14 protein-coding genes are annotated in these 15,073 nt (G+C 58.0%); 8 read left to right on the top strand and 6 right to left on the bottom strand.

What is annotated here, in order from left to right; all coding sequences use genetic code 11:
• Positions 1–70: 70 nt before the first annotated feature.
• Entirely contained in the window at positions 71–1,516 is a 1,446-nt protein-coding gene (gene tldD, locus ACL2XG_RS18990) for a metalloprotease TldD (protein ID WP_413721543.1), read from the top strand.
• Positions 1,517–1,535: 19 nt separating this feature from the next.
• Here the strand turns inward: tldD and aaeR are convergent, their stop codons facing one another.
• Entirely contained in the window at positions 1,536–2,462 is a 927-nt protein-coding gene (gene aaeR, locus ACL2XG_RS18995) for an HTH-type transcriptional activator AaeR (protein ID WP_410013325.1), read from the bottom strand.
• A 347-nt stretch (positions 2,463–2,809) separates the two neighbouring features.
• Between aaeR and aaeX the strand changes: the two genes are divergently transcribed.
• The 5 genes from aaeX to ACL2XG_RS19020 all read left to right on the top strand — a co-directional run bounded on the left by aaeX (position 2,810) and on the right by ACL2XG_RS19020 (position 7,946).
• Positions 2,810–3,013, top strand: a complete 204-nt coding sequence (aaeX, locus tag ACL2XG_RS19000) for a p-hydroxybenzoic acid efflux pump operon protein AaeX (protein WP_413721542.1) — start codon at positions 2,810–2,812, stop codon at positions 3,011–3,013.
• A gap of 7 nt (positions 3,014–3,020) precedes the next feature.
• Entirely contained in the window at positions 3,021–3,953 is a 933-nt protein-coding gene (gene aaeA / locus ACL2XG_RS19005; protein ID WP_413721541.1) for a p-hydroxybenzoic acid efflux pump subunit AaeA, read from the top strand.
• Between the two features lie 15 nt (positions 3,954–3,968).
• Positions 3,969–5,936, top strand: coding sequence for a p-hydroxybenzoic acid efflux pump subunit AaeB (gene aaeB, locus ACL2XG_RS19010; protein ID WP_413721540.1), 1,968 nt, complete (start codon positions 3,969–3,971; stop codon positions 5,934–5,936).
• A 175-nt stretch (positions 5,937–6,111) separates the two neighbouring features.
• On the top strand, positions 6,112–7,569 hold the full coding sequence (locus tag ACL2XG_RS19015; RefSeq protein ID WP_413721539.1) for an NAD-dependent succinate-semialdehyde dehydrogenase: 1,458 nt from the start codon (positions 6,112–6,114) through the stop codon (positions 7,567–7,569).
• Between the two features lie 110 nt (positions 7,570–7,679).
• Positions 7,680–7,946: a hypothetical protein gene (locus ACL2XG_RS19020; protein WP_410013330.1), complete on the top strand. Its 267-nt coding sequence runs from the start codon at positions 7,680–7,682 to the stop codon at positions 7,944–7,946.
• A 7-nt stretch (positions 7,947–7,953) separates the two neighbouring features.
• Here ACL2XG_RS19020 and yjgA read toward each other — a convergent pair whose 3' ends face one another.
• From yjgA to ACL2XG_RS19040, 4 genes are all read right to left on the bottom strand, one after another.
• Positions 7,954–8,505 (bottom strand): ribosome biogenesis factor YjgA, encoded by a 552-nt coding sequence (gene yjgA, locus ACL2XG_RS19025; RefSeq protein ID WP_410013331.1) that lies wholly within the window; start codon positions 8,503–8,505, stop codon positions 7,954–7,956.
• A gap of 58 nt (positions 8,506–8,563) precedes the next feature.
• Complete coding sequence (locus ACL2XG_RS19030; RefSeq protein WP_410013332.1) at positions 8,564–9,379, bottom strand: carbohydrate ABC transporter permease; 816 nt, start codon at positions 9,377–9,379, stop codon at positions 8,564–8,566.
• Positions 9,379–10,248, bottom strand: a complete 870-nt coding sequence (locus tag ACL2XG_RS19035) for a carbohydrate ABC transporter permease (RefSeq protein ID WP_413721538.1) — start codon at positions 10,246–10,248, stop codon at positions 9,379–9,381. Before ACL2XG_RS19035 ends, ACL2XG_RS19030 begins: the two co-directional genes overlap by 1 nt.
• Before the next feature lie 81 nt (positions 10,249–10,329).
• On the bottom strand, positions 10,330–11,685 hold the full coding sequence (locus tag ACL2XG_RS19040; protein ID WP_413721537.1) for an extracellular solute-binding protein: 1,356 nt from the start codon (positions 11,683–11,685) through the stop codon (positions 10,330–10,332).
• A 556-nt stretch (positions 11,686–12,241) separates the two neighbouring features.
• On the opposite strand from ACL2XG_RS19040, the gene ACL2XG_RS19045 reads away from it, so the two are divergent.
• Both ACL2XG_RS19045 and ACL2XG_RS19050 read left to right on the top strand, forming a co-directional pair.
• Positions 12,242–12,844 carry a GNAT family N-acetyltransferase gene (locus ACL2XG_RS19045; protein ID WP_413721536.1) on the top strand — a complete coding sequence of 201 codons (603 nt, stop codon included), beginning with the start codon at positions 12,242–12,244 and terminating at the stop codon, positions 12,842–12,844.
• Between the two features lie 12 nt (positions 12,845–12,856).
• Complete coding sequence (locus tag ACL2XG_RS19050) at positions 12,857–13,942, top strand: ABC transporter ATP-binding protein (RefSeq protein WP_413721535.1); 1,086 nt, start codon at positions 12,857–12,859, stop codon at positions 13,940–13,942.
• 5 nt (positions 13,943–13,947) lie between these two features.
• On the opposite strand, the gene ACL2XG_RS19055 is transcribed toward ACL2XG_RS19050, so the two are convergent.
• The gene (locus ACL2XG_RS19055) at positions 13,948–15,066 is read right to left on the bottom strand and encodes an ROK family protein (RefSeq protein WP_413721534.1); all 1,119 of its coding nucleotides are present in this window, start codon (positions 15,064–15,066) and stop codon (positions 13,948–13,950) included.
• Positions 15,067–15,073 lie beyond the last annotated feature (7 nt).

The following is a 15,073-nucleotide window of genomic DNA, read 5'->3' on the forward strand; positions in this document are numbered from 1 at the left end:
TAACGATTGTTAGTACGATTATTATTCCAGCCGTTGCTGGCCAATCCATCATTAATAAGAGTGAAAACCTATGAGTCTGACTTTTGTCAGTGAGCAATTACTCGCGGCCAACAACCTGAGTCACGAAGATCTTTTTTCGCTGTTAGGCCAGATGAGCGAACGTCGTCTGGATTATGCCGATCTCTATTTCCAATCCAGCTACCACGAGTCCTGGGTGATTGAGGACGGCATCATCAAAGATGGATCCTATAACATTGACCAGGGTGTCGGCGTGCGTGCGGTCAGCGGGGAAAAAACCGGCTTCGCCTATGCCGATCAGCTCACCCTTAACGCGTTGCAATTAAGCGTCAACGCGGCGCGCAGCATTGTCAGCGAGCAGGGCAACGGCCGGGTGCATACCCTGGGCGAAGTTCCTTATAAATCCCTCTATACGCAGCGTGATCCGCTTAACAGCCTGCCGCGTGAAGAGAAAATCGCCTTATTGCATCGGGTGGATAAAGTCGCGCGCGCCGCCGACCCCCGGGTGCAGGAAGTGAATGCCAGCCTGTCCGGCGTGTATGAACAGATCCTGGTGGCGGCCAGCGACGGTACCCTGGCGGCGGATGTGCGCCCGCTGGTGCGCCTGTCCATCAGCGTTCAGGTTGAGCAGGACGGCAAACGCGAGCGTGGTTCCAGCGGCGGCGGCGGCCGTTTTGGTTATGACTTTTTCCTTGAGAGCGTCGACGGCGACGTGCGTGCCGACAGCTGGGCGCGGGAAGCGGTGCGCATGGCGTTGGTTAATCTGTCTGCCGTGGCGGCGCCGGCCGGTGCCATGCCGGTGGTGCTGGGCGCCGGCTGGCCTGGCGTGCTGCTGCATGAAGCGGTGGGCCACGGACTGGAAGGCGATTTTAACCGTCGCGGCAGCTCGGTGTTCAGCGGACAGATGGACCAATTGGTGGCCTCGCCGTTATGCACCGTGGTGGATGACGGCACGCTGGCCGGCCTGCGCGGTTCGCTTGCCATCGATGACGAAGGGGTGCCCGGACAATATAATATGCTGATCGAAAATGGCATTCTCAAAGGGTATATGCAGGATAAGCTCAATGCCAGGCTGATGGGCGTAGCGCCCACCGGCAACGGCCGGCGCGAGTCCTACGCGCATTTGCCGATGCCGCGCATGACCAACACCTATATGCTGGCCGGTCAGTCCACGCCCGAGGAGATTATCGCCAGCGTCGAATATGGCCTGTATGCGCCCAACTTCGGCGGCGGCCAGGTGGATATCACCTCCGGCAAATTTGTTTTCTCCACGTCCGAGGCCTATCTGATCGAAAACGGCCGGGTAACCCATCCGGTTAAAGGCGCGACCCTGATCGGTTCCGGCATCGAGGCGATGCAGAAAATCTCCATGGTCGGCAATGACCTGGCGCTGGATAAAGGGGTCGGCGTGTGCGGCAAGGAAGGCCAGAGCGTGCCGGTCGGCGTCGGCCAGCCCACGCTTAAGCTCGACAATATCACCGTCGGCGGCACCGCCTGAGTCCTGCCCCGCCGGGATATCAGAACATGGTATCCTGGCGGAACGCCTGGTAGACCGCCGTGACATTGTTAAAGTATTCATGCATGGCGTTGATGCACACCTGCACCTTCAGCGGCAATTTATCCTTCTGGGTATACACCGCATACACCGGCCGCGGGTCGGAAAGATAGCGATTGAATAAAATCTCCACATTGCCCTGCTTTATCTCATCCAGAACCCACATGATCGGCACATAGGCGATGCCGGCGCCGGCGGTCAGCCAGCGGATCAGCGTCTGTGAGTCGTTGGTGGCGAAACGGCCCTGCGGCGCCAGATGCAGGGTGATACCCTCCGGGGCCACCAGCTCGAATTCGCTGTCCGGCCTGACGTCATATTCCAGCCAGGAAAAATTAGCCATATCGCTGGGCTTTTCCGGCGTGCCGTGGGCGGCCAGGTAGCTTTTGGCGGCGCAAACCACCATCGGCATGGCGCCGAGACGGCGTGAAAAAAGACTGGAATCCTGCAGCGCGCCCACCCGCACCACCAGATCCAAGCCGTCGGCGATCAAATCCGGCGCCGGTATGCCGGTTACCAGGTTTACCGACAGTCCCGGATATTCCTTCAGCATATCGGCGGTGATGGTCGCCAGGACGTTATGGGCCATGGTGGACGAACTGCCGACGCGCAGCGTGCCGATCGGGGTATTGTTAAAAGCGTAGAGCTGCTCATGCACCTCCTGGAACTCCAGCAGCATACGGCGGCAGCCCTGATAATAAATCTTGCCGGCCTCGGTCAGGCCCAGGCTGCGGGTGCTGCGGTTAAGCAGTTTTACCTGCAGTTCGTTTTCCAGTTTCGCCACGGTCTGGCTGATGGACGATACGCTCATCTGCAGTTGCCGGGCGGCGGAGGTAAACGAGCCGCCTTCCACCACCTTGGCGAATACCATCATACGTTTCAGTCTTTCCATTGTTAAGCCTGAGTGAAAAGTGATTTAGATCACATAATATTGAAAATGCCAGTCAGTAAAGGCTACTATATACCCGTCGGTTCATCTGATCGCGCATTGCCGCCCCTGTTTTTCAGATGTCTTTATTGCTTTGAAATAAACAGTAACATTGTGGGGGCGTTTTCGCCACGCTGCCTCAATGGGTTTTATCCGCCGGGAATAACCCTCGATCACCTTCCTGAGTTCTATACTTAGCCGCGTTTACATCCGCGTATGCCGCCCATGGCCGTGAGGAAGGATGCCGTGGCGGGCAGGACGCGTTTGGGGTTGCCGGCAACGGTCAAACGGGAAAAGGTAAGGAAAATGTCATGAGTTTGCTGCCGGTTATGGTGATCTTCGGCCTGTCGTTTCCCCCGGTGTTTTTTGAGCTGCTGGTGTCGATGGCCGTGTTCATGCTGCTGCGTCGCCTATTGCAGCCGACGGGCATTTACGATTTCGTCTGGCATCCGGCCTTGTTTAATACCGCGTTGTATTGCTGCGTGTTTTATCTGATTTCGTGTCTTTTTGTTTGAGGTCGCTGTGAAAACTGTTGCAATAAAAATAATCAGGATTGCGATTACTCTGCTATTGGTACTGATTGCCGCCGTCGCCATTTTCCGGGCATGGGTGTTCTATACCGAATCGCCCTGGACGCGCGATGCCAAATTTACCGCCGATGTGGTGGCGATCTCCCCGGATGTCAGCGGCCTGCTGACCGATGTGCGGGTGAGCGATAACCAACTGGTGACGCGGGGGCAGGTACTGTTCGTGGTCGATCAGCCGCGCTACCAGCAGGCGCTGGACGAAGCGCAGGCCGATGTAGATTATTACCAGGCCCTGGTGGCCGAGAAACGTCGCGAGGCGGGACGCCGGCTGCGGTTGGGCACCAATGCCATGTCGCAGGAAGCCATCGATCAGTCCAGCAATGATTTGACCACCGTCGGCCATCAGTTGGCGAAAGCGGTGGCGGTCAGGGATTTGGCGAAAATTGACCTGGAGCGCACCACGGTGCGCGCGCCCGCTGAAGGCTGGATCACCAACCTCAATGTGCATGCCGGTGAATTTATCACCCGCGGCACGGTGTCGGTGGCGCTGGTAAAACGCAATTCGTTCTACCTGCTGGCCTATATGGAAGAAACCAAACTGGAAAAAGTGCGTCCGGGCTTTCGTGTGGAAATCACGCCGCTGGGCAGCAATCTGGTGCTCTACGGCACGGTGGACAGCATTGCCGCCGGGGTGACCAACAGCAGCAGCGCCGTGGATGCCAAGGGCATGGCGACCGTGGACTCCAACCTGGAATGGGTGCGGCTGGCGCAGCGGGTACCGGTTAAAATCCGCCTCGACGCGCAGCAGGGAGATCTTTATCCGGCCGGCACCACCGCGACGGTGGTGATCACCGGCAGTAAGGATCGCGACCGGCGCGAGCTGTCGCCGATGATGCAGCTGATGCATCGCCTGCGCGAGTTCGGCTAAACGGATGGCCCGATAATGTTGCAACTGCTGGCGCCGATATTTTTCCGCTGCCGTTTTGCGGTCAAGCTCACCTTTGCCATTCTGCTGGCGTTGTTCCTGGGCTTTCATTTCCAGTTGGAAACGCCGCGCTGGTCGGTGCTGACCGCCGCCATCGTGGCCGCCGGCCCGGCCTTTGCCGCCGGCGGCGAGCCTTTTGCCGGCGCTATCCGCCATCGCGGCATGCTGCGCATCATCGGCACTTTTATCGGCTGCGCCGGGGCGCTGGTGATTATTACCCTCACCATCCGCGCCCCGGTGGTGATGCTGCTGTTAAGCTGTATCTGGGCCGGCGCCTGCATGTGGATCTCCACGGTGGTGCGGGTACAGAATTCCTATGCCCTGGGCCTGGCCGGATACACCGCGCTGATTATTATCGTCAGTATCCAAAGCCAGCCCCAGGTGACGCCGCAGTTTGCCGTTGAGCGCTGCAGCGAAATCGTGCTGGGTATCGTCTGCGCCATCCTGGCGGATATCCTGTTTTCGCCCCGCTCGATAAAACAGGATATCGACCGGGCGGTGGACCAGCTACTGCTGGATCAGTACCGACTGCTACTACTGTGCCTTAACGGCGCGGCGAAAGAAGAGGTGGATAAAGCCTGGGGCGATCTGGTGAAATTTACCACCGCCCTCGACGGCATGCGCGTCAACCTGATGATGGAATCCTCGCGCTGGCAGCGCTGCAACCGGCGCCTGCGCGCGATCAATACCCTGTCGCTGACCCTGATTACCCAGGCCTGCGAAGCCTTCCTGATCTTGCAGGTGCGCCCTGACTTTATCGCGCCGCATCTGCGGCTGCTGTTAAACGAGCCGGTCGACACCGTGGGGGATATCCATAAGCGCATGAAGCTGATGCGCCAGGTCATCGCCGCCACGCCCGCCCGCGATACCCCGCAGGTCCTGTATACCTGGGTGGGTGCGGCAACCCGGTTTTTGCTGCTGGCGAAAGGGGTAAAGAGCAACGCGCGTATCAGCAAAATTGAGGAGCAGGTGCTGGTCGATCAGGTGATCATTTCGGCCCCCTCCGCCGAACGGCATCACGCCATGATTAACGGACTGCGCACCGGCGTCGCCACCGCGCTGGGCTGCCTGTTCTGGCTTTGGACCGGCTGGACGTCCGGCAGCAGCTGCATGGTGATGATTGCCGTGGTGACGTCGCTGGCCATGCGCTTGCCCAACCCCTGGATGGTCTGCAAGGATTTTATGATCGGCATGTCGGCGGCGCTGCCCATCGGCGCGCTGTATTATATGGTGATCATGCCCGCCACCCAGCAAAGTCTGCTGTTGCTGTGCATTGCGCTGGGGGTACTGGCGTTTATCATCGGCATCGAGGTGCAAAAGCGGCGCCTCGGCACGCTCGGCACCCTGGCGGGGACCATCAATGTGCTGGTGCTGGCCAATCCCATGAGCTTTTCCATTAACACCTTCCTCGACAGTGCCATCGGCCAGATTATCGGCTGCGGCCTGGCGACGCTGGTGATCCTGCTCATCCGGGACGGTTCCAAGGCGCGCATCGGTCGGGTATTGCTGAACCGCTTTGTGTACGGCGCGGTATCGGCCCTGTCCACCAACAAGGCGCGGCGCCAGGAAAATCATCTGCCGGCGCTGTACCAGCAGCTGTTCCAGCTACTGACGCTATTCCCTGTGGATATCGCCAAATACCGCCTGGCGCTGACGCTTATCATTATCCACCAGCGACTGCGCCTGGCGGATATTCCGGCCAATGCCGATCTCTCGGCGTACCATCGCCAGATCCGCGCCACCGCCGACCGGGTGCTGGTCGCCCGCAGCGACATCCGCCGCCGGAAACATTTCGATCAATTACTGGCGGAATTGCGTATTTATCATGACAAACTGCTTCATTACCAGGCCACGCCCGATATTACCGAATCCGTGCGGCGCCTGACCGACACCCTGTTCCGTTACCGTCACGCGCTCAGCGATTAATCCGCCTGGGCGGCTTTTCCCCGTACCCGGCCGCCCATCCCGCAACCAGCATCTATACTTAAACCATATTTCTTACGCCGCGGCGCGTCCGGGAGCCGGTATCCTGCGGCGGCCGGGGCGTTACACCGCAACTGCACGCCGTCCCGCGACGGGGGGCATAAAGGGGAGGATAACAATGAGCGAGCACTTACACCTACAGGACCACCCGCTGTTCAAGACCGGCTATCTGGTCAACGGCGAATGGCTGGGCGCTCAGGACACCTTTGAGGTCGTGAATCCGGCCACCGGCAAGCTTATCGCCAACGTGGCCAAAAGCGGCAAACGTGAAACCGAGGCCGCCATCGCCGCCGCCGACGCGGCGTTCCCCGCCTGGCGCGCCAAAACCGCCAAGGAACGTTCTGAAATCCTGTACCGCTGGTACGGCCTGATTATGGAGAACCAGGCGTATCTGGCGCGGCTGATGACGGCGGAACAGGGAAAACCGGTAAAGGAAGCGCAGGGCGAAGTCGCCTATGCCGCAAGCTTTATCCAATGGTTCGCCGAGCAGGCCAAGCGCGTTAACGGCGAGATCATCCCACCGGCCAAAGCGCATTCCCGGATTTTCGCCACCCGCGAACCGGTGGGCGTGGTGGCGGCCATTACGCCGTGGAACTTTCCGCTGGCCATGCTGACGCGCAAGCTTGGGCCGGCGCTGGCGGCGGGCTGTACCGCGCTGATAAAACCGGCCAACAATACGCCGCTGTCCGCCTTCGCCCTGCTGGCGCTGGCGCAGCAGGCCGGCGTGCCGCCAGGGGTGGTTAACGGCGTGGCGGGGGATACCCACGCCATCAGCGACGCCATTATGGCGAGCGACCGCGTGCGCAAGGTGACCTTTACCGGTTCCACCGCGGTGGGCAAGACGCTGATGCGCAACGCCGCCGACACCATGAAAAAGATCTCCATGGAACTGGGCGGCAACGCGCCGTATATTGTGTTTGACGATGCGGATATCGACGCCGCGGTAAAGGGCGCCATCGCCAATAAATTCCGCAACGCCGGCCAGGTATGCGTCAGCGTGAACCGTTCTTATATCCAGTCCGGCGTCTACGACGAATTTGTTTCCCGCCTGGCGCGCGAGGTGGAGCGGTTAAAGGTTGGTAACGGCATGGAGCAGGACGTGGTGGTCGGGCCGTTGATTAACCGCGCCGGCCTGGAAAAAGCGCAGGAGCACGTCGCCGACGCGTTGGCCAAAGGCGGACGGGCGGTTACCGGCGGCAAGCCGCATCAGCTCGGGGGTAATTTTTTCCAGCCTACGGTTATCAGGGACGCCAGTGAGGAGATGAAGCTGGCGCATGAGGAAACCTTCGGTCCCGTGGCGGCGTGTTTCCGCTTTGACACCGAGGAGGAAGTGATCGAACGCGCCAATAATACGCCGTTCGGTCTGGCGGCCTATTTCTATACGCAAAACCTGCAGCGCGTATTCCGCGTGTCCGCCCGGCTGGAAAGCGGCATGGTGGGCGTAAATGAATGCGCGGTATCGACCGAGGTGGCGCCGTTTGGCGGCGTCAAGGAATCCGGACTGGGCCGGGAAGGTTCCGTGCTTGGCATGGACGATTACCTGGAAGTGAAAACGCTGCATCTTGGTGGCTTATGATTAATTTTTTGCGCCGCCACTTTTACACCATGACCGGTAATCGTTGTGTGGCATACTGACGGAGCGATGGGCAACATAAAATTAACAACCTGCAGTGCGGAGAAAGCTTGATGGGGAAAGTATCCTTTGATTTTAACCAGATACCCGATCTGCCGGCCTTTTACCGTGATTTTGGCCGTCAGTTCTCCCTGAGCGAGCCGTGCGCCGCCAATCTGGATGATTTATGGCAAACCGTTACCAGCCGGCTGCCGCTGCCGGTGGAAATAGAGTTCGTGCATCTTAATGCTTCAAAAAAACGCCGTTTCGGCGCGTTGATCCTCTTGTTTGACGAGGCGGAAGAGGAGCTGGACGGCCGGCTGCGCTTTAACCTGCGCTGACGCCGGCTTATTTATCGCCGGCGACGGTACGCAGGTACTGGAAAATCTGGCGGGAGGTCTTGGCGGGTTTGTTGGCCGCTTTCTCCTTTTGCGCATTACGCACCAGCGAACGCAACTGCTGCCTGTCCGCCTCGGGATACAGCGCCATCACTTCCTCCACCACGTCGTCGCCCTGATCTATCAGGCGGTCGCGCAGGTTTTCCAGCTTATGGAACAGGGTGATTTGCTGGTTGTGACGGTTTTTCAGCTTATCCAGCGCCTGCTGGATGGGCTCGGGATCGCGTGCGCGCAGCATCTTGCCAATCAGCTGGATCTGGCGGCGGCGCCCCTCTTTTTTGATGCGCTGCGCCAGTTCTATGGCGGCGAGCAGGTCATCGTCCAGCGGGATTTTTTCCAATGCGTTCTTGCCAAGATCGACCAGTTCGACGCCAAGTTCCTTCAGGGCTTCGGCATCGCGTTTGATTTCGCTTTTGCTGACCCAGATAATCTCGTCGTCGTCTTCTTCGGCGGGCTGCGCCGCGGGCTGTTCGTCTTGCCAGTCTTCCGGTAATTTACTCATGATACGGTTCCTCAAAAAGAGGCTAATCCTAACAGGTTGCGCGTGAGGATCCACGCCCTTATTTTACCGCACCTTCGGTGATGCCATGAATAAATCTGCGTTGGAACAGTAAAAATACCGCCACCAGGGGCAATATGGCGATGGTGGCGCCCGCCATCAGCACCGGAATATTGATGGTATTGCGATTCTGGAAAAACATCATGCCGATAGGCAAGGTGCGCAGCTCTTCTTTATTCACCAGGATCAGGGGAATGAGGAACTCGTTCCAGGTCCAGATAAACAGTAGCAGGGCCAGGGTGGACAAGGTGGGCACAATGGCCGGGACCAGCAGGCCGCACAAGATTTTCCAGCGGCTCGCCCCGTCCATTACCGCCGCTTCCAGTAACTCTTTCGGCACCTGTGAAAAGGCGCTGGCCACCATCAGGGTGGTAAAAGGAATCGACATCGCCACCTGCGGCAGTATTAACGCCAGATAATTATTATTCAGCCCGATCCAGTGGATCTCATGATACAGCGGGATAATATAGGCTTCCGACGGCAGCACCATGCCGATGGCCAGCAGGAATGCGATAAATTTTTTCGCCGGCAGCCGCAAAAATGCGAAGGCGAAACCGGAGGGAATACCCGCCAGCAGGCTGATGATAATCACCGGGAATACCACCAGCACGGAATTGGTAAAATAAATCTGGAAATGACCGTCGCGCCAGGCGGAAATGTAGTTGGCAAAACTGAGGCCGGAGGGCAGGGTAAATACCCCCTGGAACAGTTCCGTTTGTGTTTTGAACGAGGTTAACAACGCCAGGGCGAACGGCAGGATGGTAATGAGGGCAAACAGCCACAACAAGCCCCGCGTATACAATGGAATACCGCGCATTAGCGTCGCTCCCGAATAGCAAAGTGAATCAATCCGTTGATAATAAAAACCAGTCCCATACCGACAATCGCCACCGCCGAGGCATAACCGAAATGGCGTAAATCAAACCCCTGCTGGAACATATAAATATTGGTCACCAGGGTAGAGGTGCCGGGACCGCCGCGCGTCATTACATACACCAGATCGAAGGCCTTGATGCCGGCAATCACCGTCAGCAGCAGCGCGACGCGAATTTCCGGCAGTAATGACGGCAGGGTGATGCGCATGAATTTTTGCCGATGGGACGATCCTTCCAGCTCGGCGGCTTCCAGCAACGACGGGTCCATGCGCTGGATGCCCGCCATAAACAGCACCAGGCAGAAACCAAAGAAATACCAGGTGGCCACCATGCCCACCGCCGCCAGCGCCCAGTCGAAATCGCCCAGCCAGGCGCGGGCCAGGTGCGGCAGCCCGATGGCGCGCAACAGCTGATCGATCGGGCCGAACGCCGGGTTATACAGCCAGCGCCAGACGACGCCGAGCACCGCCATCGGCATGATATACGGCAGGAAAAACAGGATGCGCAGCAAACCGCGCTCGGCGGGACGGGCGTCGCTTAGGAAACTGCATAATGCCAGGCCGATGATAATCGGAAATAAAGTGTAAAACAGCAGCAGCAGGGCGTTATTGCCGATGGAGATCCAGAACACGGGGTCGAGCAGCATGCGGATATAGTTGCCAAGGCCGATGAAGACCGGCCATGAGGTGCCGTCCCATTCGGTCAGGCTGGCCCAAAAGGTGATCAGCAGGGGTATCAATAAAAACACCGAGTAGATAAGCAGCGAGGGCAAAATGTACAGCATATTTTGCAAACTGGACTTATTAAGCATTGATACGCCTCTTGATGCGAAATAAAAGGAGCCGCCGTCCCGGCCCGCGTTATGCCCGCGCACCGGAGCGGCGTCCTGGGGTTAATGCGTTAGCGTCTTGATGTATTGCTGATAGTTCTCATCGAGTTTGTCGGTTAACTGCTGCGGGCTCTCCTTGCCCGCCAGCAACAGTTGCACATGCTCTTGCAGCGCGTTGATCATGGTGGGGGTGGCCCAGTCGATATAATGGCCCAGGCCGTCATAGTCGCTGACCTTGATCCAGACTCGGTAGATCTCGGCCAATAACGGGTTATCAGCCGGAATTTTGGCGTTTTTATCGGCGCTGGCCGGCAGGAAACCCGCCTTCAGCCAGGCCTCGGCCATGTGGTCGGAGACCAGGTAATTGATGAATTTGGCCGCGATATCACGCTGCTGCTGGGTCTTGGCGGTGGAGGTAATAGAGAATGGCAAATCGGTGCCGCCCACCATCAGCGGTGATGTCACGCCGGGAAACGGCGGCAGGTCGGCGAAGTGGATATCTTTGTTTTCCTGTAGTTGCCCCATGTACCAGGTGCCGCTGATAAAAAAGGCCGCCTGGCCGTTCTGGAACAGCGTGGCGGCGTCATCGTTGCCGATGCCCTGGTAGCCGGGGAAGAAATACCCCTTGTCCGCCCAGGTTTTCATTAACGTGGCGGCCTTTAACAGTTTCGCATCATGGAACGTGCCGCCTTTGCCATAGATCAGATCGTCAAGGGGTTTTCGATCCTTGCTGTCGATTTGATCCTGCCAGAGCATCATCAGCAAATGGGGCCCGCCGTTGCTGTCAAGCAATCCCATCATCATGGGCGCGATGCCTTGCTGCTGCAGTTTTGGCAGGGCCGCCTCAAACTCGTCCATATTTTTTGGCACCGCGACGCCCGCCTGATCAAGCAATTTCTTGTTGTAGTACAAGCCGACCATTTCCCCGAGGCTGGCCACCCCATACAGATGTCCTTCGCCGAAGTCATTATGATCCGACCACCGGTTGCGTTTTAGAATGGAGGCGGGGAACCGCTGCTCCCAATGATAGGTTTTGGCGTAATCATCCAAGGAATAGAGCAGTTTTTCATGTACCAACGCGCCCATATCGCCGCCGCCCTGATTAACCTGCGCCACCTGCGGGCCTTCGCCGGAGGTCAGCGACAGCTTCAGCGGGATGCGCGTATCGGCGGAGGCATGGACGGAACGATCGAGCTTCAGACCGGGATTTTGCTGCTCAAACTGCGTAACGGTCTGCTTCATCAACGCATCCTGGGCGGGGTAGTTCCATACATCCCAGGTGGTGAGGGTTTGCGCCTGCGCGCCGCTGAGCGCGCAGAGACCGAGCAGGCTTCCCGCCAGCGCCAGCTTGATGCGATGGAGGGAAAGTCCGTCTGCGCGGTAAGAGGACCGGCGGGAAGTAGTGACTAAATAGGACATGGTGGTTTTGACCTCCATCACAAGATAATAAGCCCATTGCGCCGGGGAGAAAACGACATGGATTCACCGGCGGAAAACGGCTGACAGGTTCTCCTTTAATACTTACTTTATGGTAAAAATAAAGTCAATGTTCTTTTGTTTATCGCCGGTCCGGCGCGGATACAGGATAAAAGAACTGGCTACAGAATGAATTCAAGGACAATCGAGAGATAAAACAATCAGGAGACAGCATAACGGATCTCTATACCGAAAAGTAAAGGGTTCATTTTTTTGTTTTGTATTTCATTAAGTTATTTATCGCTCTATCATTTTATCTTATAGTTTAGCGCCCTGATGGCGCGGTATTTTCAGCGGTAAAATCCTAAACCGATGATTATGCATCATTAAAGATATTCACCCAGCAAGCGGTCATCACTTTTATGTCTGGTGGCGTTGATGTTGCGATTGCCGTCATTTTTTTGAACCATATAATATAATTATTATAACTTGCGAACTAAGTATGTTTTCCTTAGTGTATTAATCCTTATTCCTGGGAACGCAATGGAGACCGGTTGTTATGTCCTCTTCCCCATTTTTGATCAGGCAGGCCGCGGAGCGCGATCGCGCCGCGCTGTCTGAGATCTGCCTGAAAACCGCGAATGCCGGCACGGACGCCAGTGCGCTTTACAGCGATCCGGCTTATCCCGGGCTGCGTTTCGTGATGCCGTACGCCATTTTTGAACCGGAACTGGCGTTTGTTCTGGAGGAAAACGGCCATATCCTCGGGTATGTCGTCGCCGCGCGCGATACCGCGGCGTTCGAGCAGCGGCTGCAGCGCGACTGGTGGCCGGGGCTTAGGGAAAAACTGGCCGATCGCCGGGCGCTGTTGCCGCTCGATGAAGGCGTGCTGGATTTTATTCGCCAGCCGCAGAGCAAGGAAGCCGGCCTGCTCGAGCAGTATCCGGCGCACCTGCATATCAATATCCTGCCGCAGGCCCAGGGCGGCGGCCAGGGACGGCGGATGATTGAAACGGAGCTGGAGGCGCTGCGGCGCGCCGGCGTCACAGGCGTTCACCTCGGCGTGAGCCTGAAGAATGAACCCGTCTGCGCGTTTTATGAACGGCTCGGGTTCCGGTTGTTGCACCGGAGCCAGGCCATCTATATGGGACAAATACTGTAAACGGGGACATAGATGGCCAACGTAGAGCTTCGGGGGATAAAAAAATCCTATGACAAAATCAATGTTATCCACGGCATCGATCTGCAGATCCACAGCGGCGAATTTGTGGTATTTGTCGGTCCCTCCGGCTGCGGTAAATCGACCCTGCTGCGGATGATTGCCGGTCTGGAGGAAATATCAGGCGGAACCCTGAGCGTCGATGGCCAGGATATTACCCACAGCGCGCCGACCGATCGCGGCATCGCCATGGTATTCCAGTCTTATGCGTTGTATCCCAATATGACGGTTCGCGGTAACCTGCGCTATCCGCTGGAGGTGGCGAAATACAGTAAACGGGATATTGAACAGCAGGTGAACAGCACCGCCGCGGTGCTGCATCTTACCGAGTTCCTCGATCGTTTACCCCGCGCCCTGTCCGGCGGCCAGCGCCAGCGGGTGGCCATCGGCCGGGCGATTATCCGTAAGCCGCGCATCTTCCTGTTTGACGAGCCGCTATCGAACCTTGACGCCGAGCTGCGCCTGAAAATGCGTATCGAAATTGCCCGCCTGCATGAAAAGCTGGGCAATACAATGATTTATGTTACGCACGATCAGCTGGAAGCGATGACGCTGGCCGATCGTATCGTCGTGCTGCGCCAGGGCCGCATTGAACAGGTGGGCGCGCCCCTCGAGTTGTATCATGATCCGGATAATATCTTTGTCGCCGGATTTATCGGCTCGCCGAAAATCAATTTTCTACCGGCCACGGTGGTGGGCAGTGAACCGGGCTGGGCGCGCCTGGCGGTCCCCGAGCTAGGGTTGGATCACCTGGTGGTACGGGTGAGCGGCGCGCTGGCCCGGGATCGTCCGGTTACCTTGGGCATCAGGCCGGAGCATTTCCTGGCCGCTGAAGGGGCGGAGGTGCGGTTTAGCGGCGTGCTGGATTTTGCCGAGCGGCTGGGCCATACCAATTACCTGTATTTGCATACCGGGCGGGACGAGGCGTTGGTGATTGAACAGCGGGCGCTGACCGCTATTAGCAACGGGGAAACACTGACCCTGGGCATCGATGCGGCAAAATGTCTTCTGTTCAGCGAATCCGGTGAGCGGATCCGCTAAACAGGCTAGGCATCCTCGTCCGCGGACGAGGCTATCGCATCGATCAGCCCGTTGACCGCAAATCCCGCCGCCCCCAGCGCCCACATGCGGCTGGAGTCCGTCAGGTAGCGCAGCGGGATCACCTGCGGCGTGAGTTTGAGCCGGTATTGCTGAAAATGCGTCATGATTTGATCAAGCAGGATGCGCGAGGCCATCTGCGGCTCCATCGCCAGGTACACCACGTCCGGATCGAACGCGATCGACAGGTTGGCCAGCGAAATGCCGATGTGCCGTCCGGCGGCGGTGAGGATATCCACCACCTGGTGCGACGGCCAGCCGTCCACCTCCTGCAGGCTGCGCGGCGGGCCATTTTCCGGCAACGTGGCGGCGATACTGTTTAATATCGCTCTGGAGGATGCCACTTCCTCAAGAAGCGCCGCCGACCCGTCGCCGACCAGCGCGTTGCCAATTTCACCGGCGTTGCCGTGCCGGCCGCGGTAAAGCTGGCGTTCGAGAATAATGCCGGCGCCGATCCCTTTACCATAAGTGGCGATGATGGCCGATTGCGCGTCGCCCAGCTGACCAAACACCAGGGAAGCCAGCGCCATGGCGTTGGCGTCATTTTCGATATAGACCGGTATGGCGAAACGCTCGGATAACAGGCCGGCGATGGGGACATGGTTCCAGTCCAGTACCTTGGAACGAATGCACACCCCGCTGAGGGGATCCACTATCCCGGAGATGGCCAGGCCGATCGCGCCCACTTTGCTGGTTTCCACCGATTTAAGGAATTTCGCCAGCGCGTCGCCGAGCTGTTTCGGCGTGAGCGCGCCGGTCGGCATCTGCTGTTCGCCGATCAGCTTGCCGACTAAATCAGTCATGACGATCACATTGCGCTCGGCGTTGAGCTGTACGCCCACCACCGAGGCATAGGCGGGATCGATACCCAGCAAGATCTTGGGCCGCCCCATGGATTCCCGGCGCAGTCCGAGTTCATGGATAATCCCTTTCGATAATAACCGATTGGTCGCCTGTGAAACCGTGGACATGCTCAGGCCGCTGCGAACCTTCAGGTCGGATTGACTGATAGGCGAGTGTTCGACGATCAGGCGTAAAATGCGTGGCGATACGGTCGGCGCGCTCATAGCTGGG

The organism is Sodalis sp. RH24 (assembly GCF_047324145.1).
In the GTDB taxonomy this organism is placed as follows: domain Bacteria; phylum Pseudomonadota; class Gammaproteobacteria; order Enterobacterales; family Enterobacteriaceae; genus Acerihabitans.